This is a genomic window from Candidatus Solirubrobacter pratensis, assembly GCF_000425945.1.
GTDB lineage: Bacteria > Actinomycetota > Thermoleophilia > Solirubrobacterales > Solirubrobacteraceae > Solirubrobacter > Solirubrobacter pratensis.
Genome location: NZ_AUEK01000017.1, coordinates 36,518 through 60,033, shown reverse-complemented (window position 1 = coordinate 60,033; position 23,516 = coordinate 36,518). Strand labels below are relative to the sequence as shown.

24 protein-coding genes are annotated in these 23,516 nt (G+C 69.8%); 19 read left to right on the top strand and 5 right to left on the bottom strand.

All coding sequences use genetic code 11. From position 1 onward, the window contains the following. Positions 1-250: 250 nt before the first annotated feature. Positions 251-1,882 (bottom strand): M20/M25/M40 family metallo-hydrolase, encoded by a 1,632-nt coding sequence (locus tag H958_RS39490; protein ID WP_081686148.1) that lies wholly within the window; start codon positions 1,880-1,882, stop codon positions 251-253. Between the two features lie 140 nt (positions 1,883-2,022). On the opposite strand from H958_RS39490, the gene H958_RS48955 reads away from it, so the two are divergent. Together H958_RS48955 and H958_RS0121920 are read left to right on the top strand one after the other, a co-directional pair. After that, on the top strand, positions 2,023-2,505 hold the full coding sequence (locus H958_RS48955) for a suppressor of fused domain protein (protein ID WP_081686147.1): 483 nt from the start codon (positions 2,023-2,025) through the stop codon (positions 2,503-2,505). 305 nt (positions 2,506-2,810) lie between these two features. Continuing rightward, the gene (locus H958_RS0121920; protein ID WP_255325446.1) at positions 2,811-3,224 is read left to right on the top strand and encodes a tyrosine-type recombinase/integrase; all 414 of its coding nucleotides are present in this window, start codon (positions 2,811-2,813) and stop codon (positions 3,222-3,224) included. Between the two features lie 49 nt (positions 3,225-3,273). On the opposite strand, the gene H958_RS0121915 is transcribed toward H958_RS0121920, so the two are convergent. Next, the gene (locus H958_RS0121915) at positions 3,274-3,927 is read right to left on the bottom strand and encodes a glutathione S-transferase family protein (RefSeq protein WP_028060216.1); all 654 of its coding nucleotides are present in this window, start codon (positions 3,925-3,927) and stop codon (positions 3,274-3,276) included. A gap of 160 nt (positions 3,928-4,087) precedes the next feature. After that, positions 4,088-4,525: a transposase gene (locus H958_RS0121910; protein WP_028060215.1), complete on the bottom strand. Its 438-nt coding sequence runs from the start codon at positions 4,523-4,525 to the stop codon at positions 4,088-4,090. A gap of 86 nt (positions 4,526-4,611) precedes the next feature. Between H958_RS0121910 and H958_RS0121905 the strand changes: the two genes are divergently transcribed. The 4 genes from H958_RS0121905 (at position 4,612) to H958_RS39480 (ending at position 9,847) form a co-directional block, all read left to right on the top strand. Next, entirely contained in the window at positions 4,612-4,872 is a 261-nt protein-coding gene (locus tag H958_RS0121905) for a hypothetical protein (protein WP_028060214.1), read from the top strand. Between the two features lie 44 nt (positions 4,873-4,916). Beyond that, on the top strand, positions 4,917-5,084 hold the full coding sequence (locus H958_RS0121900; RefSeq protein WP_156028139.1) for a hypothetical protein: 168 nt from the start codon (positions 4,917-4,919) through the stop codon (positions 5,082-5,084). A gap of 286 nt (positions 5,085-5,370) precedes the next feature. Further along, a complete protein-coding gene (locus tag H958_RS43860) occupies positions 5,371-9,510 on the top strand; it encodes a GH92 family glycosyl hydrolase (protein WP_196807487.1) in 4,140 nt (1,379 codons plus the stop codon). A 31-nt stretch (positions 9,511-9,541) separates the two neighbouring features. After that, positions 9,542-9,847, top strand: a complete 306-nt coding sequence (locus H958_RS39480; protein ID WP_255325445.1) for a cupin domain-containing protein — start codon at positions 9,542-9,544, stop codon at positions 9,845-9,847. 108 nt (positions 9,848-9,955) lie between these two features. On the opposite strand, the gene H958_RS0121885 is transcribed toward H958_RS39480, so the two are convergent. Further along, positions 9,956-11,170, bottom strand: coding sequence for a CaiB/BaiF CoA transferase family protein (locus tag H958_RS0121885; RefSeq protein WP_028060212.1), 1,215 nt, complete (start codon positions 11,168-11,170; stop codon positions 9,956-9,958). Between the two features lie 82 nt (positions 11,171-11,252). Between H958_RS0121885 and H958_RS0121880 the strand changes: the two genes are divergently transcribed. From H958_RS0121880 to H958_RS0121840, 9 genes are all read left to right on the top strand, one after another. After that, positions 11,253-12,410, top strand: a complete 1,158-nt coding sequence (locus H958_RS0121880) for an acyl-CoA dehydrogenase family protein (protein WP_156028138.1) — start codon at positions 11,253-11,255, stop codon at positions 12,408-12,410. Positions 12,411-12,420: 10 nt separating this feature from the next. After that, complete coding sequence (locus H958_RS0121875) at positions 12,421-13,170, top strand: FadR/GntR family transcriptional regulator (protein ID WP_028060210.1); 750 nt, start codon at positions 12,421-12,423, stop codon at positions 13,168-13,170. Positions 13,171-13,282: 112 nt separating this feature from the next. Then, the gene (locus tag H958_RS39475; RefSeq protein ID WP_037411112.1) at positions 13,283-14,254 is read left to right on the top strand and encodes a cyclase family protein; all 972 of its coding nucleotides are present in this window, start codon (positions 13,283-13,285) and stop codon (positions 14,252-14,254) included. Further along, positions 14,254-15,069, top strand: a complete 816-nt coding sequence (locus tag H958_RS39470; protein ID WP_051324661.1) for a carbon-nitrogen hydrolase family protein — start codon at positions 14,254-14,256, stop codon at positions 15,067-15,069. Before H958_RS39475 ends, H958_RS39470 begins: the two co-directional genes overlap by 1 nt. 86 nt (positions 15,070-15,155) lie before the next feature. Further along, on the top strand, positions 15,156-16,637 hold the full coding sequence (locus tag H958_RS0121860; protein WP_196807486.1) for an APC family permease: 1,482 nt from the start codon (positions 15,156-15,158) through the stop codon (positions 16,635-16,637). A gap of 9 nt (positions 16,638-16,646) precedes the next feature. Further along, a complete protein-coding gene (locus H958_RS39465) occupies positions 16,647-17,336 on the top strand; it encodes a cysteine hydrolase family protein (RefSeq protein ID WP_051324660.1) in 690 nt (229 codons plus the stop codon). Between the two features lie 9 nt (positions 17,337-17,345). Further along, positions 17,346-18,095, top strand: a complete 750-nt coding sequence (locus H958_RS0121850; protein ID WP_028060208.1) for an SDR family NAD(P)-dependent oxidoreductase — start codon at positions 17,346-17,348, stop codon at positions 18,093-18,095. Between the two features lie 9 nt (positions 18,096-18,104). Continuing rightward, positions 18,105-18,881, top strand: coding sequence for an SDR family NAD(P)-dependent oxidoreductase (locus H958_RS0121845; protein WP_028060207.1), 777 nt, complete (start codon positions 18,105-18,107; stop codon positions 18,879-18,881). A 7-nt stretch (positions 18,882-18,888) separates the two neighbouring features. Beyond that, positions 18,889-20,007: an aminotransferase-like domain-containing protein gene (locus H958_RS0121840; RefSeq protein WP_051324659.1), complete on the top strand. Its 1,119-nt coding sequence runs from the start codon at positions 18,889-18,891 to the stop codon at positions 20,005-20,007. On the opposite strand, the gene H958_RS39460 is transcribed toward H958_RS0121840, so the two are convergent. Continuing rightward, entirely contained in the window at positions 20,004-20,678 is a 675-nt protein-coding gene (locus tag H958_RS39460; RefSeq protein WP_051324658.1) for an HpcH/HpaI aldolase/citrate lyase family protein, read from the bottom strand. The two genes, H958_RS0121840 and H958_RS39460, sit on opposite strands and share 4 nt — an antisense overlap. A gap of 41 nt (positions 20,679-20,719) precedes the next feature. Here H958_RS39460 and H958_RS0121830 point away from each other — a divergent pair, with 41 nt between their 5' ends. From H958_RS0121830 to H958_RS39455, 4 genes are read left to right on the top strand one after another with little or no spacing between them, the layout of a single operon-like run. After that, entirely contained in the window at positions 20,720-21,673 is a 954-nt protein-coding gene (locus H958_RS0121830; protein WP_051324657.1) for a polysaccharide deacetylase family protein, read from the top strand. Beyond that, on the top strand, positions 21,673-22,446 hold the full coding sequence (locus H958_RS0121825) for an RraA family protein (RefSeq protein ID WP_037411110.1): 774 nt from the start codon (positions 21,673-21,675) through the stop codon (positions 22,444-22,446). Before H958_RS0121830 ends, H958_RS0121825 begins: the two co-directional genes overlap by 1 nt. Beyond that, positions 22,443-22,964 carry a thiamine pyrophosphate-binding protein gene (locus H958_RS0121820; protein WP_231379338.1) on the top strand — a complete coding sequence of 174 codons (522 nt, stop codon included), beginning with the start codon at positions 22,443-22,445 and terminating at the stop codon, positions 22,962-22,964. The genes H958_RS0121825 and H958_RS0121820 overlap by 4 nt, the downstream gene beginning before the upstream one ends. Beyond that, on the top strand, positions 22,951-23,493 hold the full coding sequence (locus tag H958_RS39455) for a thiamine pyrophosphate-dependent enzyme (RefSeq protein WP_051324655.1): 543 nt from the start codon (positions 22,951-22,953) through the stop codon (positions 23,491-23,493). The genes H958_RS0121820 and H958_RS39455 overlap by 14 nt, the downstream gene beginning before the upstream one ends. Positions 23,494-23,516 lie beyond the last annotated feature (23 nt).

Below are 23,516 nucleotides of genomic sequence, written 5' to 3'. Positions count from 1 at the left end.
TCCGCATGCATCGGCTTCTCGAAGAGCTACGACGGAGTTCGCGATCGTCGTGTACGTCGGCTGGTTCAACACCAGCCGGCTGCACGAGTCCTTGAGCGACATCCCGCCGATGAGGTTCGGCTCATGGCGGCTGCGCGAGCTCACGCGGCTCGACTCGGCGCACAGCCGCAACTGGTCGCGACCGCTGTCTCGTCGCTTGAGCGAGCGCGGTAGGCGCCGGGCGAGGCGTCGCCCGGCGCCACGCGCATGACTACTGGGCCGCCGCTCCTCGCGGTCCTGCCGCGGCCGGCGTCCCCGTCGGTTTGTGGACGTCTTCGCCCGCCCACACGACGTTCGTGTTGTACGCCATGCGCACCGTCATGTCGGCGAACGCCTTCGACATGAACGTCAGGACGTTCGGATCGTTGTTGCTCAGGTTGTCGCACCAGCGGAACGGGTTGTCGACGCATCCGCCGTCGAAGCTCGGCACGTTGCCCTCGTAGTTGCCGAGAGACCCGCCGAACAGGTCGACCTCCTCCTGGGTCTTGCAGCAGTCCTGCCCGGTCAGCAGACCGCTGGCGGGAACGCCCGCCAACTGGAACTGCTCCGCGTCGGTTCCCACCGGCGAGAAGAAGATGTGGTTCTTCCCGACGGAGCTGAAGTAGTTCACCGCCATGTCGCGGGCGACCTTCGACGGTTCGTACACCTGCGGGGGGAACTGCTTGCTGACGGTACGCCCGAACAGGTCGACGGCCGCGGGGTCGAGGACGCCGATGGAGTAGTTGGGCGTCGCCGTCACGTCCGCGTCGAGGTCGTAGCGGATCTTCGCCAATTCGCTCGCCGAGAGGTGGCTGACGTAGTACTCCGAGCCCAGCTCACCGAGCTCCTCGCCCCCGAACCAGATGAAGCGCAGCTTGTTGAGCGGATGGACCTTGCGCATCTGCTGCGCGATGTCCAGGATCGTGGCCGAGCCAGAGGCGTTGTCGAGCATGCCCGCGCCGTAGATGGCGTCGAGGTGCGCGTCGACCACCACGACGTGGTTCGGGTCGCCGCCCTTGGACTCCGCGATGACGTTCCAGTCGGTGCGGTTCGGGTCGACGATCTGGTGGATGCTCAGGCTCATGACCGGCGGCGTGCCGGCCGTGTACTCGTTGTAGAGGCTCTGGCCGATGTCGAACGACGTGAACGCCACTGGGATGCTCGCCACGAACGGGTTGCCGTCCGCGTCCACCATGCTGCCGGAGAACACGCTCGTGCGGCCGGGGTTGCCCTCGTTGAAGATGACCACGCCGACTGCTCCTGCATTGGTGGCGTTGAGCACCTTCGTCCCGAAGGTGCACGTGCCGCGCTGGATCAGGGCGATCTTCCCCGCGAAGCCGGTGAAGTCACTCGGGCTGCACCCGCTCGCCGAGCTCGGGCTGGGTGCCGGAGGCATGACGGTGCCGCCGGCCGGCTTCACTTGCGCGCCGGTCGCGTCACCCTGGCTGGAACCGGGGTTCCAGTCGCTGATGAGCGAGAAGCTCCGCGGGGTCGGTGAGACCTCGCTGAAGCTCGGCGTCCCGACGTAAGACGAGTACGTGAACGTGTACGGCTGGAGCGTGACGTCGTAGCCGGCCTTGCGCATCGCATCCGCGACATAGTCGACCGACGCCTTATAGCCGGGCTCGCCGGGGTTGCGCGACGGATGGCCGTCAGCGCCCGGGTTGGCGTCGGCGATCGCCTGGAATGCCTTCATATGGTTCCAGAGATCGTCCGTGGTCACGCACGGCACCAGCTTGCCCGGCGTGTCGTTGACCCGGTTGTCGCAACCGGCGTTCGATTGGGCCTTCGCCGTGGCCGGCAGGCAGAGTGCAGCGGTGGCGCAGAGCGCGGGCAACCACCAGTGTCTCACGCGATAAGGCATGAGAGACCCTCCTCAATAGCTCGACACGAGCCACGCGACCGTTGCGCATCTTTGCGCACCACGCATCCTTTGCGTGCGGCCGCCGAGACCCGCAATGACGTTGCGCGCATACTACGTCTCGGCCGCGACCGTCGTCAACTTTGCTGACTGGTAACGCGCTGGCGCCGCGCCTCAGGCGGCGAACCGAGCCGCGGCGCAAATGCGCGAGGACGCCTCTTCGTCGAATACGGGGACTTCGTCGCCGCCCGCCGGCACCGCTGCGTGTCGCGCAACGCGTCAGCGACGAGGTTTGCGCGGTCGGCAGCGCTGGATTGCAGCTCGAGAGGCCGACGTCTTCACGGTCACTCAGCGGATCAGCATGGGCAGCGTCGCGTGGTACCTCGACGGCGAGGGAGATACCGACGCGGGAGCACGAAGGAGCCGAGACTCTCGAGTACGACGGGCATGAGATCGACCTGTTCGCCGTCTGGCCGCTGCACGCCGACGAGATGCAGGTCAAGCTCGACGAAGGTCTCGACCGCCTCTTGGATCTGCTCGACGACGCCTCGATCATCGAGATCGTCGACCCGGACCGACCCAGCGTGGTCCCGAGACGCCGCCGACGCGGGTTCTTCCGTCGCTGAGCGACAGCGGGCATGGCCGCGGAAGGATTGCCGGCGGGAGCCGCAACGCGACTGCCGCATCTCGTCCAAAGCGGCAGCCGCGTTCCGGTGCACGGCGTCACCCGAGCTGCTGGCCTGACACGCTGCGCCAGTGCGTCTGGGCGCTCTCTCCCTTTGTCTTGCCGCGCCGCAGGCGAGGCTAATTCACGGGCAGCGCCTGCGCGGCCTGATCGTCGTGCTCTGGCGCGCCGGGCTTCGGATCAGCGAGGCGCTGGCGCTCGCCGAGGCCGACATCGACCCGCGGCGCGGCGCCGTGCTGGTGCGTCGTGGCAAGGGGCGGACGCCGCCGCGAGGTCGGCATGGACGACTGGGCGTGGGAGCAGTTGCAGCCGTGGGAGACCGCCCGGCTCCAGCTCCCGGTGGGGCCACTGTTCTGTGTCGTCACCGGCCCGACGCGCGGCCGACGATGGTCGCTCGCGGCCGCGCGCGCACAGTTGCGAGACACCGCGGCGGCCGCCGGCGTCCGGCGCCGCTTTGCCCCGCACCAGCTTCGCCACGCGCACGCCGTCGAACTCGCCCGCGAAGGCGTCCCGCTGGTGGTCATCCAGCGGCAGCTCGGCCACAGCAACCTCGGGATCACGTCCGTGTACCTGCAGGGCATCGACAATGCCGAGATCATCGAGACGGTGCACGCCCGGCGAGCGCCCATGGTCCCAGTGCACGTCGCGCTTGGCCGCTGACGAGCGCCGGGATTGCTGATCGCGCAAAGGCGACCGATGCAGAACTTCGTCAGCCAGCTTGCGGATTCCCGGCGTTGATCGCCCATTGGGCGGCGAAAGCCCGTTCGTACGCGGGGCGCGCTTCGCCGCGGGCAACATAGGCGGCCAGCTTCGGAAACTCGTCCAGAAGGCCCGAAGGTCGCAGCCTCAGCAGCACCGACACCATCATCAGATCGCCCGCGCTGAACGCCCCGTCGAGCCAGTCGGCATCACCCAAGCGGGCAGAAAGCTGGACCAGTCGATCGCGAATACGGTCCTTGACCAGCGGCAGGCGCTCTTCGGCCCAGGGCTTGTCGCCCTCCGCGAACCTGGCGGTCACGAGATCGAGGATCGGCGGCTCCACGGTGTTGAGCGCGGCGAACATCCAGGTGATGGCCCGCGCCCGCGCATTGGCATCGTCCGGGAACAGGCCCGCATGGTGCTCGGCGATGTGAAAGATGATCGCGCCTGTCTCGAACAGGGCAAGATCGCCTTCCTCATAGGTCGGAATCAGGCCGAACGGATGAAGGCGCAGGTGCGCGGGTTCATTCTTGGCCTGCAACGAGACGAGGCGCACCTCGTACGGTCGGCCCACCTCTTCCAGCGCCCAGCGAACGCGTGTATCGCGCGCCAGGCCCATGCCGCCATCGGGCGACAGCTCAAAGGCGGTGATGACGATGGTCATCGTTCTCCTCATCTCCGGTTGGGGTCATACGCATCGGACTCGGCCCACATCGAAAACTCATCGCTGGCCGCCGACTTGTCGATCGCCGACGCGAAGCGGCGGCAGCACGAAAATGCTGCTTCGCCTGGATGCAGCGGCCATGGCGTTCGGGCGCTCGCCTTCAATGCGAGACAGGCAGCCCGCTGATCAGTCGGCATCGCTGCCGCGTGTCGCGGTGGCTGTCGGCGAAGATCGGCTCGATCATGCCTTTGCGTTGGGCGTAGAGCCCGCCGCCGCGATCGGTCGCGAGCACGCGCCGCATGAAGTCGTAAAGACCGCCGTCCCAGCCCGGACGAGTGCCCTGGCGTTTGCCGGCATCAGGCGGGATCAAGACGACCGTTCCGCGACCGGTGAGCTGCTCGATCTGCACCTGATGCCAATAGCCGGCGTCGGCGAGCACGATCTCCAAAGGCTCAGTGATGCCGGCCGCAGTGAGCTCGGTTTCGGCGGCCGTGATCATTGGCGCGAGGTGCCCGAAGTCTGGTGAGCCGGCCGTGACTTCGGCGGCGATCACGATCTGGTTTTGAGTGCAGACCGCCTGGGCGTTGTAGCCCTGCACCTAGCCGCGCGGCGTCGTGACATTGCGCGAGTCGGGGTCGGTGAGATTGATCTTGCCCGGTGTGGCCGGCGGCCCGTGCGGGCCGGGTGCAGCTCGAGCTCCCTGGAGCCGACGTCCACGTGCGCTGGTACATCGCGCAAGACGCGCCCGAGATGGTCAGGCGCGAGCTGCGCCGGCCTGATGGTGGGCTCCAGCGGACCGACTTCGTGATCTTCAAGGTGCTCGACGCGACACCCGCTAACCGCAAGCTCCTGCAAATCCAGGCGCCAAGCGACGCTCGAGCCGTCACCGTGACGCCCCCGCCCAACCGCTCGCCGGCGCGCGTCCCGCGGCCCGACGCTCCTTAGCGCCCGAAGGCCGGGCGAACGTGTGCGTTCTCAAGGCCGGCGGCGTGATCGTCGACGTCGGCAGGCACGAGAACCGCGTCGTGGAGAACTCGATCGAGGACAGCGCGGTCGAGGGCATCGCCGTGGTGGGCGGCGACGGCAGCTCATCGCACGCAACGCGTGGCCCGCAACGGAGCGGTCGACGCCGCCGTCGCGTACGACGGCGAGTGTGAGCTTGGTGAGATGTGGAAGTGAGCGTAACCCTTGCGGAGCCGTCGTTCGTTGAGTATCCTCAAAAATGGCTCGCATGACAACGTTGTCAGAGGGCTCTACAGTCGTGACAGCGACGACCGTCGTACGGATCGCATTGCTCCCGTCCGAGTGAGATGCGGTCAGAGCTCCATTCGCCCACGTTTCTGGGCGCTGCACCCAACGAGAGGAGAGATTGGGACGATGACGTCTGCCAGTTCACGGAGGAAAGGGTGTACGAGGCGCCTGGTCGTCTCGAGCATCGCGGCGGTGATACTCGCTGCTCCCGCCGTCGTCGAGATGCCGTCGGCGATGGCGGCCGGCTCCCTCGTCACCGACCCGGCCCAGTACGTTCACACGCTGGCGGGCACGCAGGGCGCGACCAACTCATTCCCCGGGCCGGCGATGCCCTTCGGCATGGTCCAGTTCTCGCCCGACACGGCGAGCGGCGGCAACGTCCAGAGCACGACCGGCCCGACCGGCGCCGGCTACAAGTACAACCAGAACTACCTGATCGGCTTCGGCGCGACCCACGCCTCGCAGGGCTGCGGCATGGGCGGCGACTTTCCCCTTCTCCCGACCAGCTACGACAACCTCACCGCCACGAGCAATACGGCCGCTCCGTGGGCCCAGAAGCTCGCGTTGAGCCGTACGACGTACCCGGAGACCGGTGAGGCGGGCTACTACAAGGTCACCGCTCGGGACACCTCGACGATGAGCGGGACGACCGCCGCCGGACGGTTGATCACCAGCGAGCTGAGCGCCTCGACGCGCGGCGGCATCGCGCGGTTCACCTTCCCCGCGGACACGCCGCGGCCCAAGGTCTTCCTGCGCACGAACCAGACCGCCTGGTCGACGTCCTCCTATAACTCCGAGCTCACCATCGATCCCGCGACCGGCGTCGTCACGGGCCGTGCCCTGGTGGGCAACTTCTGCCGCAAGGGCGAGCAGCACAACATCTACTACGCGCTGCGCTTCGAGCAGCCGTGGGCGGACTTCGGCACGTGGGTCAACGGCCAGGCGGCGCAGGCGGGACGCACGCACGTGTCGACGAGCTCGAACACCCAGACCGGCGGCTACTTCACCTTCCCCGACGGCACCCAGACGATCACCGCCCGCATGGCGGTCTCGTACACGTCGGCGGCGAACGCCCAGCTCAACCTCGACACCGAGCTGCCCAACACGCGCAGCTTCGACGACGTGCGGCAGGCGAACGTCGCTGCCTGGAACGCCGACCTGAGCAAGGTCCAGGTCTCCACTCCGGCCGAGGGGCAGTCGAGCGACTACTTGAGCACCTTCTACACGGGGCTCTACCACTCGCTCACCCATCCGGCCACCTTCAGCGACGTCAACGGCGACTATCTCGGGTTCGAGAGCACACCTAAGGTCCATAACGTCTCTGAGTCTCCGGGCGCCGGCGGACGGACGAGGGTCCAGTACTCGATGTTCTCCGACTGGGACACCTACCGGAACCTGGTGGCCTTCCAGTCGGCACTGTTCCCGGACGTCGCGTCCGACGTGGCGCAGTCCCTGGTCAACGCCGCCGGCCAGATGGGATCCTTCCCACGGTGGACGGTCGCCAACAGCTCGACCGACCAGATGAACGGCGACAGCGTCGGTCCCCTTCTGGCGTCCACTTGGGAGTTCGGCGCCCGCGACTGGGACGTCGACAAGGCGCTCGACGTCATGGTCGACAACATCGTCGGCGACAAGGCGGGCACGTTCACGGGCGGAACCAACACCGGAGCCGGCGGCACGAACGGGATGCTCAACGTCCGGCTGCCCGTCATGCAACGGCCCGGCGCGGACTATTACAACGTGTTCAAGTACGCGCCCCAGGTGCGGCCCTTCCAGGAAGACCACATGGTCACCGGCGCGTCCTACACGCTCGAGTACTCGATCGACGACTTCTCCGTTGCCACGCTCGCCGCGGAACGGGGGCGGACGGACATCGCCAACCAGTTCTTCGATCGCGCCCAGTACTGGCAGAACCTGTGGAACCCGACGGCGAACGGCATCCAGCCGCGCGACATCAACGGGCGCTATCCCGACAACGCCGACCCGAACCAGCAGTATCCGGCCTCGTTCGGCTATCGCGGCAACGTCTACGACCTCGGCCAGCAGGGCTTCGAGGAGGGCAACGCCGAGCAGTACGTCTGGATGGTCCCGGACGACCTCGCGGGCCTGATCACGGCGATGGGCGGCAAGGACGCGGCAGTCCAGCGACTGAACACGTTCCTCTCGAAGGGCCTGGTGCAAGGAGCGAGCGTCGGCGTTCCCTACATGAACCTCGACAACGAGCCGGACTTCGGCGTACCGTGGATCTTCAACTATCTCGGCCGTCCGGACCGGACGACCGAGGTGGTCGACCAGATCACGCAGAGCCTGTTCGGCTACCAGCCCTCGGGTTCTGAGCCGGGCAACGACGACCTCGGCGCCCTGGCCAACTTCTACGTCTGGGCAGCGCTCGGCCTGTACCCCGAGAGCTCTGGCTCGTCGGTCGTGACCTTCAACGCCCCGATGTTCGACAAGTCCGTCGTCCACCTCGGAAACGGCCACTCGCTGACCATCAACGCCGAGGGCGCCCAGACCAACCGCAACTACCAGGCGCCCGACGGCCACAAGTACATCAACCAGGTCGCGATCAACGGAGCCTCCACTTCGAAGTCGTGGTTGGACTGGCGGACCCTCTCCAAGGACACCATGATCGACGTGACCCTGGGCTCGCAGCCGAACACCTGGGGCACCGCCGACGCCGACCTGCCGCCGTCGTGGAAGGACGGCTCCAAGCCGGCCGCGCTCAACGTCAGCACCGTCGGCTCCCCGACCTCTGGGGCGGTCGTGCTGCAGCCGGGCGCAACCGGCACCGCGCAGTTGGACGTCCAGCGGATCGGCTCGACCTCCGACGGCTTCGACGTCGCGGTGACCACCTCGAACCCGGGCATCGTCGCGGCGAAGGTTCCGTCGCAGTCCTTCGACGCCAACGGACGAGCCCACGTCCCGCTGTCGTTCACCGTCGACCCGTACCTCGCCTCGGGCTACTACGAGGCGACCGTCAAGCTCACATCCGGCGGGGCGTCGACCTCGGAGAAGGCCATCCTCCGGGTGGCCAAGCCCGGATCGCTGGAGGCCGCAAGGACGGTCACCGGCACTGCCTCCTACGACGCGCTCAAGGGCTCGTTCGACGGCGGCAGCGGCGTGACCTGGTCCGGTGGCAACGGTACGAACATGGGCGACAACACGACCACCAACACCTACGACCGTAAGCAGCTGGCCTCCGTGGGCCTGGCACCCGGGGCGGTCAAGCACTTCACCGCCGGCGACGTGCCGCTGACGGTCATCTGGCCGACGGCACCCGTCGGGTTCGCCGAGGCCTCCCAGCCCGCCGCGAACCAGACCATCACGCTCGAGCGTCCCAGCGCGAGCTTCTCGCTCGTGGGCGCGTCCTACACCGGCAGCACGACGATCCAGGCGTCGCTGCAGATCACCGACGGCGACAAGGTCGACACGGTGACCTATCCGGTCGCGTTCTCCAACTGGGTCCTGCCCTCCACCGTCGGCAACGTCCAGAACGGCACGCTCCAGCCGCAGTACGACAACACCGTCGTGGCGTGGATGCCCCACCGTCTCGCGACCGAGACGGCCAACGATCCGGGCGCCTACGTGTTCGCGACGAAGCCGTACGTGGCTCCGAAGGGCTGGAAGGTCACCTCGATCACGTTCCCGACGGCCGGGACCGGCCAGCGGGTCTTCGAGGTCGCGGGAGATTCCCCGGCCATCCAAGCCGACGACCGGGTCAACGCCGGCGGAAAGATCGCCGTGACCGGGTCCGGCTTCGCCGCAGGCGAGCCGGTCACGATCTCACTCGACTCGACGCCGTCCGCCACGTCCGTCCTGGAGGCGAACGCGCTCGGCGAGATCTCGGGCGCCGTCGACGTGCCCCACCAGCTGGCCACCGGGAACTACCACGTCTCGGCGTCCGCGGCGTCGCTGCCGGCCGACGCGGTCGAGCCGCAGAGGGTCGCGATCACCGCGACCGAGACCGGCGCCGGCACGACGGTCGGCGGAGACGTCCCCGCCACGCTCGCGCTCACGCTCGGCGCGCCGGCGTCCTTTGGCGCGTTCACGCCGGGAGTCGAGCAGACCTACAGCGCGGCGACTACGGCGACCGTCACGAGCACCGCCGCGGACGCGACGCTCAGCGTCTCAGATCCCGGCCACCTGACCGACGGCAGCTTCGCGCTGCCCGACGCGCTGCAGGTCTCGATGACGCCGTCCGCGTGGACCGGCCCGGTCTCAAACGGGACGTCCGCGATCGCGTTCACGCAGCACATCGGAGCCGGCGACGCGCTGAGGACCGGCTCCTACAGCCGCACGCTCACGTTCACCCTGGCCACCACCAACCCGTAACGCATCGGGGATCGCGGCCGCGACGGCGGCCGTGATCCCGCCAGCGGCCGTCTGCAGCACGGCGGCGAGAAATCGAGGACGGACGCGGGATCCTTGCTCCTTCCAGCCGGGCGCCGTCGCCCCGATGCACCATCACGTCGAGCAGCAGATCGCGATCGCTCTCTCGGGGGAGCTCACCTTCACCGCCGGCGGCGAGACGAGGGTGATGCACGCCGGGGACTGCGTCGTGATCCCGCCCCACGTGGAGCACGGCGGCGCTGCGGGCCCTGAAGGCTGCAACGCCCTCGACGTCTTTACGCCGCCGCGCGCCGGCATCCTCGAGTTGCCGGCGAGCTGACCTCCCGGACCCGAGTCGGGGGCGGCGGAAGGCGCAGCAGGTCGCCGCTGCCGTCGATCAGGGCACGTTCGTCGCCATCCGGTTCGGAGAAGTACTCGAGTGCGGCGCTCAACGTCCGAACGCTCCGGATGCGCGCAGTTGCTCGACCTCCGCCGCGGTGTACCCGCACAGTCCGGTCAGCAGCGGTTGCATGTCCTCGCCGCGCGACGGCGCGCGGCGATACTCCGGAGGCGGCCCGTCGAGCCGTAGCGGTGTCGCCACCTGGCGCACGGTGCCGAGGCGCGGATGGTCGTAGGCGATGACCGCGTCGCGCGCCTGCGCCTGCGGGTCCTCCAGCGCGGACCGCACGTCGTTGACGGGCCCGCACGGCACGCCGGCGGCCGCCAGGCGCGCGAGGAGATCGGCGCTCGGGTGCTCCCGGAACAGCGGTCGCAGCTGCGCGAGCAGCTCGCCGCGGTGCTCGAAGCGGCCGTCGAAGGACGTCAGACGCGGATCGCCCGCGAGGTCCGGCCGGTCGAGGGCGCGACACAGCGCGAGCCAGAACTTCGGCTTCGCGCACGCGACCGTGATCCAGCCGTCCGCGGTCTCGAACGCCTGGAACGGGACGATCGACGGATGCGCCGACTCGGGCAGCCGCGCGGCGACGTGACCCCGGCTCGCCGCCCACGTCCCGACGTACGCCAGCAGCGAGAGCGCCGTCTCGAACAGCGACGTGTCGCAGTCGCAGCCGGCGCCGTCGCGGCGCGCGCGCCAGACGCCGGCCAGCAGCGCCAGCGCGGCCACGTAGCCGCCGGCGAAGTCCACGAGCGACAGCCCTGACTTCAGCGGTGGCCCGTCGGGCTCGCCGGTGAGGCTCATCCAGCCGGCCATCGCCTGCAGCACATAGTCATAGGCCGGCTCGGCCGCGCGCGGACCGGTCCGCCCGAAGCCGGTCAGGGCGCAGCAGACGATCCGAGGGTTGACGTGCTTCAGCGCGTCATAGGTGAGGCCGAGACGCTCGGGCTGGTCGCCGCGCAGGTTGCAGAACACGGCGTCGGACTCTCGCACCAGCCGCTCGAAGACCGCGCGCCCGGCGTCCGTCCGGAGGTCGAGTGAGACGCTGCGCTTGCCGCGGTTGAAGCTCTCGAAGTACAGCGAGTCCTCGCCGTCGGAGTACGGCGGGACGTAGCGGGCGACGTCACCGCCGGTCGCCGGATCCTCGACCTTGATCACCTCGGCGCCGAGGTCGGCGAGCTGCAGCGTCGCCCACGGGCCGGCGCCGAACTGCTCCACCGCGATCACGCGGACGTCCGCCAGCGCGCGGGCATCATGGCCGTCGGGCATGGAGCCGAAGATACCCGAGCCTGCCAATGTCTGACTTCAGGCCATTGAGTAGCCTTCGGCGGCCGACTGAATGGAGGGGCTGATGGATTTCGAGCTCTCCGAGGAGCTCCAGGACATACGGACCGCGATCCGCCAGTTGTGCGACCGCTTCGCCGGCTCGTACTGGCGAGATCTGGAGCCCGACCGCTATCCCGAGGAGTTCGTGCGCAGCCTGACCGAGCACGGCTGGCTCTCGGCGCTGATCCCCGAGCAGTTCGGCGGCTCGGGCCTGCCGCTGAGCGCGGCGAGCGTGATCCTCGAGGAGATCAGCGCCAGTGGCGGGAACCCGGGCGCCTGCCACGCGCAGATGTACGTCATGGGCACGCTGCTGCGCCACGGCAGCCCCGAGCAGAAGCGGCGCTGGCTGCCCCCGATCGCCGCCGGCGAGCTCCGGCTGCAGGCGTTCGCGGTGACCGAGCCGACCGTCGGCTCGGATACGACGCGGATCCAGACGCGCGCGAAGCGGACCGGCGACGGCTACGTCGTCAACGGCCAGAAGGTGTGGACGTCGCGAGCCCAGCACAGCGACCTGATGATCCTGCTGGCGCGCACCAAGGCGCTCTCGGAGGTCGCCAAGCCGGCCGACGGGCTGTCGGTCTTCATCGTCGACATGCGCGAACGCGGCGAGAGCCTGACGATCAAGCCGATCCGGACCCTGATGAACCACGCCACCACCGAGGTCTTCTTCGACGATCTCGAGCTCCCCGCCGACGCGCTCGTCGGCGAGGAGGGGAGAGGGTTCCGCTACATCCTCGACGGCATGAACGCCGAGCGCATCCTGATCGCCGGCGAGTGCGTCGGCGACGGGCGCTTCTTCACGGATCGCGCGTGTGCCTACGCGAGCGAGCGGCACGTCTTCGGGAGGCCGATCGGCGCCAACCAGGGGGTGCAGTTCCCGATCGCGAAGGCGCACATGGCGATCGAGGCGGCGAGCCTGATGCGCTGGAAGGCGTGCCGGCTATACGAGCAGGGCCGGCCGTGCGGCCCCGAGGCCAACATGGCGAAGTACCTCGCTGCCGAGGCCTCTTGGCAGGCGGCCAACGCGTGCCTCGACACGCACGGGGGCTTCGGCTTCGCGCATGAGTACGACATCGAGCGCAAGTTCCGCGAGACACGGCTCTACCAGGTCGCGCCGATCTCCAATCACCTCGTGCAGGCGTATGTCGGACAACACGTCCTCGGTATGCCACGCACCTACTAGGCTACCGCGCGTGAGCGCGTCCGAGACGACTTCGATGCCGGTGCGGCGCATCCGGAAGGCGTACGAGCAGGTCGCCGACCAGTTGCGCGAGCTGATCGTAACGGGAGAGATCCTTCCAGCGCAGAGGCTGCCCAACGAGGCGACGCTGGCCCGGGAGTTCGGGGTGAGCCGGGCGACCGTTCGCGAGGCGCTGCGCGTGCTCTCGACCCAGAATCTCCTGCGCACCACGAAGGGCACCGGCGGCGGCAGCTACATCACGCTTCCCACCGTCGACCGCATCTCCGACTACCTGAGCGCCAACATCTCGCTGCTCAGCGCCACGGAGAACGTCAGCCTCGACGAGTTCCTGGAGCTTCGGGAGATGCTCGAGGTCCCGGCCGCGCGGCTCGCCGCCCGCCGCCGCGACCCGACGCACGTCCACGACCTTCGCGCGGCGATCCCGGAGAGCCCGCTGCGGATGGCGACGGAGGACCAGTTCGTCCTCAACCGCGGCTTTCATTCGGCGCTCGTGCTCGCGACCGGCAACGCGCTGATCGCGATCGCGGCGCAACCGATCTTCTCGGTGCTGCAGACGAACCTCCAGCGCTCGACGCTGGGCAACAAGTTCCACAAGCGCATCAACGAGGACCACCTCGCGCTCGCGGACGCCGTCGACGCGGGCGACGAGGACGCGGCCGGCGGCCTGATGCTCGACCACCTCGCGTTCCTGCGCCCGATGTACGAGAAGGCGTGGCGGCAGGCCAGGCGTCCGGCGCGCTGACGGCTTAGGTCAGACAACGGCGCGCGCTTGCGCGCGGGCCGAGGCGTGGCGTATCGTCGGCCTCCTCATCGTGCCGGCCGGCACGTCCGGTCGCGGGATCCAAGAGGAGACAATGAGCGCCGAACCAGAGGACCTGCAGCTGCAGTACGAAGCGCTGCTCGAGCGCGATGGCGTCAAGGTGTCGAAGAGCCCCTGGGGCCCGGACGACGAGATCGGGCGCATGAACTGGATCACGCCGGAATCCCAGCGCGAGATCCTCAGCAGGCTCGACGGCTCCGGGGTCTTCGACCTCGGCATCGAGTACTTCTTCGGCATGCCCAGCTGGGCGGCCGCGCACGATCCCAAGTTCGAGATCTGGATGACGCACACGCCGCAGGGATCGGTCAACGACAACCTGTCCGGCGCCGGGCCGGACGTCCATGAGAAGTACAGCTATTGCGGCGACTCGATCCACATGTACATCCACACCGGTACCCACCTGGACACGCTCAACCACCTCGGGTACTTCGGGATGTTCTGGAACGGCTGGACCGCGGAGAAGGACCTCGGGAGCCGTGTCTGGAACAAGGGCGGCGCCGACAAGTACCCGCCCCTGATCGCCCGCGGAGTGCTGCTGGACATCGCCGGGCTGCACGGGGTCGACTGCCTGCCCGACGGCCACGTGATCACGCCTGAGGACCTCAAGGCGGCGGCGCGCGAGCAGGGCACCGAGCTGCGCCCGAAGGACGTCGTCGTCCTGCGCACGGGACGCATGCAGCGATGGCCCGACTTCGACGGCTACATCCCCGACAACCCGGGCCTGGGGCTCGGCGGCGCCCGCTACCTGTGCGAGGACGTCGGGGCGATGTGCATCGGCACCGACGCGGTCAGCCTCGACGTCGCGCCGCACGAGGATCCCGAGGCGTTCGTCCCGGTCCACTGCTACATGTTCGCCACCGCGGGCGCGCAGATCATCGAGGTGCTCGACCTGGAGGAGATCGCGGCCGAGAAGGTCCACGAGTTCGCGCTGCTCGCGTTCCCGCTGAAGATCCGCGGCGCGACGGGCTCGCCCATCCGTCCCGTGGCCGTGCCGCTGCGGTCCTGATGCGCGTCGCGCTCGGGCAGTTCGGCGCCCGGCCCGGGGATGTCGCGGGCAACCTCGCGCGCACCCAGGCCCTGCTCGAGCGCGCCGTGGCGGGCGGCGCGGCGCTCGCCTGTTTCCCGGAGCTCTGCTTGAGCGGGTACCTGCTCGATCGCGACGCCTACACCGACGTGCTGCTCGCGGCCGTCGAGTCTGCGCGGCGCACGCTCGCCGAGGACGCCGACCGGCTCGGGGTCGCGATCATCTACGGCGCGCCGATCCGACAGGACGGCGCGCTCGTCAACGGCGTCGTCATGCAGCCGCCCGGCGCTGACGCGGTGGCCTACGCGAAGACCCACCTGGACGTCAAGGAGCGCGCGATCTTCTCGCCCGGGTCGGAGCTGATCGTCGCTCCGGGCGGAATCGGCCTCGCGTGCTGCTACGACGTCGCGTTCCCCGAGGCCGGACGCGTGCTCGCGCTGCGTGGCGCGCGGGCGCTGGTCGCCCCGATGGCCTGGGAGGTGGCGCGTGGGTTCGTGATGCAGCGGGTCGTCGCCGCGCGCGCGGTCGAGAACGTCGCGTACGTCGTCTGCGTGAACCAGTCGGGCGCGGTCGGCGATCTGCGGTTCCTCGGCGCAAGCTGCGTGATCGATCCGCTCGGCGAGGTTGTCGTCAGGCTCGGGGCAGGAGAGGCGCTGGGCTTCGCCGATCTCGATCTCGAGTGGGTCGACCGGCTCAGAAGCGGTTCCGACGAGCGCACGTATCCGCTGATGGACGACCGCAGGCCCGATCTCTACGGAGACTTACGGAACTTGAACCGAACCGGTCTGGTGCCTTAAGTCAGACATGGGTATGCTGCCGCGAATCCGCCGGTTTGAGGAGACCGGCCCGGATGTACGCGACGCACGTCGAGGAGGGTTCACAGATGGCAGCTGACACGCCCGTGATCGAAACCGGCGGAGCGCGCCTGCAGAAGGGGCAGCTCTCGCTGCCCAACTGCATTGCGCTCTCGGCTGCAGTCATGGCACCAGTGATCGCGGTGATCCTCAACGCGCCCGCCGCGGCGCCGAATGCAGGTGCCGGCCTCCCGCTCTCGTTCCTCGCCGCGTTCATCGCCACAGCGTTGGTGGCGAACTCGGTGATCGAGTTCGCGCGCCGGCTGCCGTCGAGCGGCTCGTTCTACACGTTCGTCAGTCACGGCCTCGGCGGCGGCGCCGGGTTCTTCACCGGCTGGCTCTACTTCGCCGCCTTCAGCATGTTCGCGATCGGCCTGTTCACGGCCAACGGGGCGTTCCTCCACGACTACCTGCAGTCGGAGTGGAGCGCGGACATCCCCTGGTGGATCCTCAGCCTGGTCCTCATGGGGCTGGTGTTCCTGCTGTCGATCCGCTCGATCAAGGCCTCCGTGCGCGTCGACCTGATGCTGCTCGGCTTCGAGATGCTCGTCTTCCTGGTCCTCGGCGTCATTGCGATCGCGAAAGCGGGCGATGGCAACACGCTGCACTACTTCACGCCGTCCGCGTCGCCCGACGGCGTCAAGGGCATCGCGCTCGGCGCGGTGTTCGGGATCTTGTCGTTCGTCGGCTTCGAGGCGGCCGCCGTGCTCGGCGAGGAGACGCGCAACGCCCGCCACAACATCCCGCGCGCGGTGTTCGGCGCGATGGCGATCATCGGCGTCTTCTACATCTTCATGATGTACGCGCTCACGGCGGGCTACAAGCTCAACGACCCGGCGCAGCTGAAGGCGTTCCTCGGCGACGCGACGCCGTTCCCGACGCTCGCCGACCGGTACGCGTCGTGGATGACGCAGATCATCGAGATCGCGGCGATCCTCGGCTTGTTCTCGTGCCTGCTCGCCGTGCAGAACGCGTCGGTGCGCGTCCTGTACTCGATGGGCCGCGACGGCGCGCTGCCGAGGGCGCTGGGGCGCGTGCATCACTCGTGGCACTCCCCGTACGCGGCGATCTACACGGTCACCGGCGTGTCGATCGTCGCCGGCATCCTCCTGTCGGCGTGGCTTGGCTCGGGAATCACCGACGTCTACGGCTGGACGGGCTCGCTCGGCACCGTCGCCGTCATCCTCGTCTACATCATGGCCAACCTCGCACTGATCCGGTTCTTCGCGAGGGACCCGGAGCGCAACGTCTGGCGCCATGTCGTCACGCCCGTTGCGGGGATCCTCGCGCTGGCGTACCCCTTGTACTACGTCTCAAAGCCCGGCCAGGCGCACCCGTACAACCTCGTCCCGTATCTCGTGCTGCTCTGGATCGTGCTCGGATTGGCCGCCTACATGTATCTGCGGGCGCGCGCGCCGGAGAAGCTCACCGCCATCGGCAGGGCCCTGGCCGAGGACGAGGACGACCTCGCCGAGGGCAAGCTCGCATCCGCGCCCGTGCATGCAGGCTGAGGGTCGCCCGTGATCGAGATCGAGGGCAAGGAGGTCTTCACGACGCTCACGGAGCTTGTCGACCCGCGCCACACGGCGCTGGTCGTCGTCGACATGCAGCGCGACTTCTGCATTCCCGGCGGCGCGTTCGACAAGCTCGGCGTCGACATCTCGATGTACCCGCTGATGATCCCCCGGCTCGCCCGCCTGATCGAGGGCGCGCGGGCCGCCGGGGCCCCCGTCATCTACATCCAGATGACGGTGTTGCCAGGGCGCCGGAGCGAGTCGCCGGCGCAGATCCGCTTCAACCTGCGGCTGCATCTCGGGGCCGACGGCGTCGTGGAGCCGCTGAGCTACACGCCCGACGGCTCCGTCGGCCAAGAGGTGATCCCCGAACTCGCGCCGCAGGATGGTGACTGGATCGTCAAGAAGTACCGCTCCAGCGCGTTCTGGGGCACCAACCTCGACATGCTGCTGCGCAGCAACGGCATCAAGTCGATCGTCGTGTCGGGCTGCACGACCGAGGGGTGCGTGGAGTCCACCGCGCGCGACGGCCTGTTCGCCGACTACTACGTCGTGATCGCGGAGGACTGCGTCGCGAGCGACGACCGCGCGCAGCACGACGCGTCGCTGCTGCTCATGCGCCACCGCTTCGATCTCGCCGCCTCGGAGGAGATCCTCGCCGAATGGTCGCAGTCCGAGTCCGGTCGCCGGCCCTAAGGAGACGAGATGGAGAAGTTGCTCGACAGGGTCGCGATCGTGACCGGAGGCGCCCGCGGGATCGGCGGCGCCATCGCGACCGCGTTCGCGGGCGAGGGAGCGGACGTCGTGATCGCCGACCGGCTCGGCGAGGACGCCGCCCGGCCGGTTCTCGACGCGGTCGCTGACGCCGGCCGCAGAGCGGTGTTCGTGCACACCGACGTGTCCGACGAGGCGTCGGTCCGTGCGATGGTCGACCGCGCCTACGAGGAGTTCGGCGAGATCGACGTGCTGGTCAACAACGCCGGCACGTTCGGCCAGTTCTTCCTGCAGGACCTCGCGGTCGAGGAGTGGGACCGCGTGATCGGGGTCAACCTCCGCGGCGTCTTCCTGTGCACGCGCATGGTGCTTCCGCGGATGCTCGACCGCGGCCGCGGCAAGATCATCAACGTCGCGTCCCAGCTCGGGCAGATCGGCGGGACCGAGATGGTCCACTACAGCGCGAGCAAGGCCGGCGTGATCGGGTTCACCAAGGCGCTGGCGCGCGAGGTCTCGACCAAGGGCATCCACGTCAATGCCATCGCCCCCGGCCCGATCCTCACCGACATGATGGCCGAGGAGACCGACGAGTGGGCCGCGCAGAAGCTGTCGGAGCTGCCGATCGGCCGCTTCGGCGAGGTCCACGAGGTGGCGCCCACGGCGGTGTTCCTGGCCTCGGACGAGTCGTCGTACTACGTCGGGCAGACGCTCTGCCCGAACGGCGGCGACGTGATGCTCTAAGGAGGCTGCGTGTTCGATCTAGAAGGCAGGGTCGCGGTGATCACCGGGGCGGCGTCCGGCATCGGCGCGGCCACCGCGAGGATCTTCGCGGAGGGCGGCGCCGACATCGGGATCGCCTGGTATCCCGGCGATCCGCACGACGTCGAGCCGGTGCGCGCCGCGGTCGAGGCGGCCGGGCGCAGAGCGCTTGTCTGCGAGGTCGACGTGCGCGACAGCGGCCAGGTCGAGGCGCTGGTCGAGCGCTGCGTGTCCGAGCTCGGCTCGGTCGACATCGCCGTCGCCAATGCGGGCATCGCCCGCACGGTCCCGCTCGAGCAGCTCGACGACGACGCCTGGTACGCGACGCTCGACGTCGACCTCACCGGTGTCTGGCGCGTCTTCCGCGCCGTGCTGCCGCACATGCGCAAGGCCGGCTACGGGCGCCTGATCGCCACCTCGTCGGTCGCGGGAACGGTCTCCGCATGGCCGCTGCATCCGCAGTACGCGGCGTCCAAGGCGGCGATCGTCGGGCTCGTGCAGAACCTCGCGGTCGACTACGGGCCGGACGGCATCACGGCCAACGCGGTCGCGCCGGGCGTGATCGAGACGCCGCAGGCGCTCGACCCGGTCAACTCGCTCGGGCCCGACGGCGTCGCGGCCGTCGCGCCGAAGGTGCCGCTGCGGCGCGTCGGCCAGCCCGAGGACATCGCGTATCTCTACCGGTTCCTCGCCAGCGAGGAGTCCGCCTACGTCACCGGCCAGCTGATCGTCGCCGACGGCGCGCGCTCGCTGGCGGGGCTGGATTGACCGCGGCATGAGCGTCCTGCCCGCGGCCGGCGTGATCTCGCTCGCGCGCGGCATCCCGTCGCCCGACATGTTCCCTGCCCAGCTGCTCGCCGACTGCGCTCGCCGCGCCGTCGAGCGGCACGGCAGGGTCGCGCTCAACTACGGCCCGCCGCTCGGCTTCGAGCCGCTGCGGGAGTGGATCGCAGAGCGCCACGGCACCACGGCCGACCGCGTGGCGCTGACCCCTGGATCGCTGATCGCGCTGAACTTCATCGTGCGCGAGCGCTTCGCCGGCGGCGGCCGCGCGATCGTCGAGGCGCCGACCTACGACCGCATGCTGCGCGCGCTCGCCGAAGCGGGCGCCGGCGTCGTGACCGTCGACCGCACCGACGCGGGGCTGGACCTGGACCGGCTCCAAGCGCTGCTGCGCGAGGGCGAGCGACCGCGCCTGCTCTACGTCCTGCCGACGTTCCACAACCCCACCGGCCGGACGCTGACCCGCGAGCAGCGCGTCGCGCTGGTCGACTTCGCGATCGAGCACGAGCTGCTGATCTACGAGGACGACCCCTACCGCGACGTCCGCATCGAAGGCGAGCACGAGCCGTACCTGCACGCGCTGCTGTACGAGCGCGGCGCGGAGGAGCTGGCGCTGTTCACCTCCTCGTTCTCGAAGACCGTGGCGCCCGGGCTGCGGGTCGGCTACGCGCTGCTGCCGCCGCAGCTCGCAGCCCCGATCGAGGCGATGGCCACGCACACGTACGTCTCGCCGCCGCTGCTCGCGCAGGCCCAGCTGCTGGAGTTCCTCGAGGGCGGGCATCTCGGCCCGCACCTGCGCCACCTCGGCGGCTTCCTCGGCGCGCGCCGCGACGCGCTGCTGCGCGTTCTCGAGGACCAGCTCGAAGGCGTCGCGACGTGGACGCGCCCGGACGGCGGCTACTTCCTCTGGCTCGAGCTGCCCGCGTCGCTCGACGCCACCGAGCTCAACGCGCGCGCGGCCGCCGCCGGCGTCGCGTTCGTGCCGGGCGCCGGCTTCTTCGCCGGCGAGCGCGGCGCCGGGACGGCGCGGCTGGCCTTCAGCTACCCGTCGGTCGAGGAGATCGACGAGGGCGCCCGGCGGCTCGCGACGCTCGTGCGGGAGGCGCGCTAAGCGTGCCCGTCGAAGACGCGGTTGACGACGCCGGGCTGCGAGACGTGTGTGCAGCCCTTGCCGCCGAAGCCGAGCGAGCGGGCGAAGCGCGCGTCGGCTTCGAGGCCGTCCGGGTCGTCGTAGCGATTGAAGACGCGGTCGAACGGCGCGCGGATGCCGGCCGCGGCCGACTCCGCGACCACCCGCGAACGCGCGTAGAGGAGCTCCAGCGCGTCAGGCCGCGCCTGGAGCCGGAGGTCGGCACCGAGGTCGTTGGCGCCCAGCACGAGCGCGCCGACGCGCTCCGAGCGCGCGATCTCGTAGGCGCTGTGCAGGCCGGCCGCGGACTCGATGATGGCGATCAGCGGCGGACCTTCGGGGCCGAGCATCGCGATGCCCTCGGGCGTCGCCTTCGGGACGACGATCGCGTCGAGCTCGAGGCCGCCGATCGCGTCCAGGTCGGCCGCCGCGAACTCGCTCCCGGGCACGTTGATGCGCACCAGGCGCGCGGCGCCGCGCGCGCCCGGGAAGACGTCGGAAAGGGTGCGGCGCGCCGCGTCCTTGCGATCGGCCGGCGTGAAGTCCTCGAGGTCGGCGACCACGGCGTCGGCTTCGGTCTCGAACGCGGAGGCCAGCCGCTCCGGGTCATCGGCGCCGAGGAACAGCAGCGAGCGGAAGGGCAGGGCGGGCACGCCGTGCGCACGATATCCACTGACACGAGCAAGGAGCCGGGATGACGTTCGACCCCAAGTTCTTCCAGTCGCGTGACTTCCCGGTCGCCGGCCCGCCGCGCGAGCTCATCGGCTATGGCGAGCATCCGCCGCGTGTGCGCTGGGACGGCGATGCGAAGGTCGCCGTGCAGATCGTCATCAACTACGAGGAAGGCTCGGAGAAGACCTTCGCGATGGGCGACGGCGAGAACGACATCCTCTACGAGCTCCCGTTCGCGCTCGAGGGCCAGCGCGACCTCGCGGTCGAGACGATGTACGAGTACGGCACGCGCGCGGGGATCTGGCGACTGCTGCGGGTCTTCGACAAGGCGGACATCCCCGTCACGTTCTTCGCGGCGGCGGTCGCGCTGGAGCGCAACCCCGCGGTGGCGGAGAAGCTCGCGCGCCGCGGCGACGAGGCGGCCGGACACGGCTTCCGCTGGAGCAATCACTTCGAGATGACGCGCGACGAGGAGCGCGAGGCGATCCGCCGGGCGATCGAGTCGATCGAGCGCACGACCGGCTCGCGGCCGCTCGGCTGGTACTGCCGCGAGATGAGCGTCAACACGCGCGAGCTGGTCGTGGAGGAGGGCGGATTCCTCTACGACTCCGACGTCTACAACGACGACCTGCCGTACTGGACCGTCGTGCTCGGGCGCCCGCACCTGATCGTGCCCTACGGCCTCGTCGTCAACGACGCCCGCTACGTCGTGCCGCAGGGCTTCGGCAGCCCGGAGCACTTCTTCGAGACCGCCAAGGCGCACCTCGACCGCCTTCGCGACGACGGCGATGACGTCCCGCGCATGATGTCGATCGGCCTGCACCCGCGCATCACCGGCAATCCCGCGCGCGCCGACGCGCTGGCCCGCTTCATCGACTACGCGCAGTCGCTCGGCGACGTCTGGTTCGCGCGCCGGATCGACATCGCGCGGACCTTCATCGAGCAGCAGCCGGCGAGCCAGTGGGTCAGCGTCTGATGGCGACCGAGGCGGAGCTGGCGCCGGTTCGCGAGCGCCTCCTCGGCCTGATCGAGGAGGAGCGGATCGCGCGCGTGGACATCGAACGGCCGGACCAGGGCGTCGTGGCCGGTCTTCTCGCGCTTTCGGACCTGTGCTCGACGGTCTCGGACGTGCTCGACTCGCTGGGCATCGGCGGCGCGGTCGGCGCATCGGTGCTCGCGCCGTTGCGGCCCGCGATCCGAATCTGCGGACCCGCCATCACGATCCGCTACACGGCCGAGGGCGGCAGTCCCGCCGCGCTGCTGGCGCGCGGCGAGCGCGCCCGTCTGGCCGAGCGCGACCTCTACGGCATCGGACGGGGCGGAGACGTCGCGGTATTCGACTGCCACGGATTCACCGGCGCTTCGGTGATGGGCTCGCTGTCCGCACGCTGGGCACGCCGGCTGGGCATCGCGGGGTGCGTCGTCGACGGAGCGATCCGCGACGTCGACTCGGTGCTCGATGTCGGCGTCCCGGTGTGGTCTCGCGGCATCACGCCGGTGAGCGGCAAGCACCGCCTGCGCGCGGTCGAGCTCAACGGGCCGGTCGCGCTCGCCGGGCTCACGGTGGAGCCCGGCGACCTCGTGCTGGCGGACGTGACCGGGGTCTGCGTCGTGCCGCGCGAGCGGGCGCCGGACGTCCTCGAGCACGCACGCGCGGCGGAAGCGGCCGAGCGCGAGATCGAGGCCGCCATCGACAGCGGCTCCACCCCCGCGCAGATCGCGCGCGAGCTGCGTCCGGATCGCTGGTGAGCGTGTCGATCCTACCGTGGCAGCAGGCGATCGCCGGCGCGCTGCAGGCCGGCGGCGTGGAAGCGGTCGCCTACGTGCCGGACGCGCGCCTGCGCGGCATCGTCGCCGCGCTGGAGCGTGACGGGCAGCGAGTGCGCACGTTGACGCGCGAGGAGGAGTGCGTCGCGTACGCCGCGGCATTCCAGGCGGCCGGCGGCCGCGCCGCCGTGCTGATGCAGAACTCCGGGCTCGGCAACGCGCTGAATGCGTTCGGCTCGTTCGCGATCCCGTACGGCCTCGGCGTCCCCGTCGTGCTCTCGATGCGCGGCACGCTCGGCGAGGCGAACCCGTCGCAGGTCCCCATGGGGCGCGCGACGCCGGCGCTGCTCGCCGCGCTGGGCATCCAGGCGTTCCCGGTCGCGGCGGAGGCCGATGCCGGCCCGGCGACCGCCGGCGCGCTGACGCTCGCCTACGAAGGGCGCTGCTCGGCCGCCGTCATCCTCGAGCCGGCGCTGGGAGGTCAGCGTGAATCCATCTGAGGCGGTCGCCGCCGCGGTCGGAGCGGCGCCCGATGCGCTGTTCGTCTCCTCGCTGGGCACCGCCACCTCGGCACTGCGGCTCGCGTCAGGCGATGGGCCCCACCTGTACATGGGCGGCGCGATGGGCTGCGCCCTCGCGGCCGCGCTCGGCGTGGCCGATCGCCGCCCGGAGCGCGCAGTCGTGGCCGTTCTCGGCGACGGCGAGCTGGCCATGGGAGCCGGCTCGCTGTGGTCGCTGGCCGGCCTGGCCCCGCCGAATCTGCTCGTGCTCGTGCTCGACGACGGCAGCTACTCGATCACGGGAGGCCAGCCGGTCGTCGCGCCGGCCGTCGCGGCGAGCGTCGCGCGCGCACTGCCCGGCGTCACCGGCGCCGAGGCACGGACCCCCGCCGAGGTCGCGGACGCCGTCACCCGGCTCGCCCGGCCCTGCGTCGTCGTCGCGGCGATCGACGAGCCGGGGTGGCCGGGGCCGAGCCCGTTCGTCGACCCGCCGCGCGTGTGCGCGCGCTTCCTCGAGGCGCTCGTATGACCGGAGTAGGATCGCGTGCCTCG

Coding starts and splice junctions, on each gene's coding strand:
- H958_RS0121825 (WP_037411110.1), top strand. CDS start 21,673: ATGGCGACCGAGGCGGAGCTGGCGCCGGTTCGCGAGCGCCTCCTCGGC.
- H958_RS0121840 (WP_051324659.1), top strand. CDS start 18,889: ATGAGCGTCCTGCCCGCGGCCGGCGTGATCTCGCTCGCGCGCGGCATC.
- H958_RS0121830 (WP_051324657.1), top strand. CDS start 20,720: ATGACGTTCGACCCCAAGTTCTTCCAGTCGCGTGACTTCCCGGTCGCC.
- H958_RS0121860 (WP_196807486.1), top strand. CDS start 15,156: ATGGCAGCTGACACGCCCGTGATCGAAACCGGCGGAGCGCGCCTGCAG.
- H958_RS39475 (WP_037411112.1), top strand. CDS start 13,283: ATGAGCGCCGAACCAGAGGACCTGCAGCTGCAGTACGAAGCGCTGCTC.
- H958_RS0121850 (WP_028060208.1), top strand. CDS start 17,346: ATGGAGAAGTTGCTCGACAGGGTCGCGATCGTGACCGGAGGCGCCCGC.
- H958_RS0121885 (WP_028060212.1), bottom strand. CDS start 11,170: ATGCCCGACGGCCATGATGCCCGCGCGCTGGCGGACGTCCGCGTGATC.
- H958_RS39470 (WP_051324661.1), top strand. CDS start 14,254: ATGCGCGTCGCGCTCGGGCAGTTCGGCGCCCGGCCCGGGGATGTCGCG.
- H958_RS0121880 (WP_156028138.1), top strand. CDS start 11,253: ATGGATTTCGAGCTCTCCGAGGAGCTCCAGGACATACGGACCGCGATC.
- H958_RS39490 (WP_081686148.1), bottom strand. CDS start 1,882: ATGCCTTATCGCGTGAGACACTGGTGGTTGCCCGCGCTCTGCGCCACC.
- H958_RS0121915 (WP_028060216.1), bottom strand. CDS start 3,927: ATGACCATCGTCATCACCGCCTTTGAGCTGTCGCCCGATGGCGGCATG.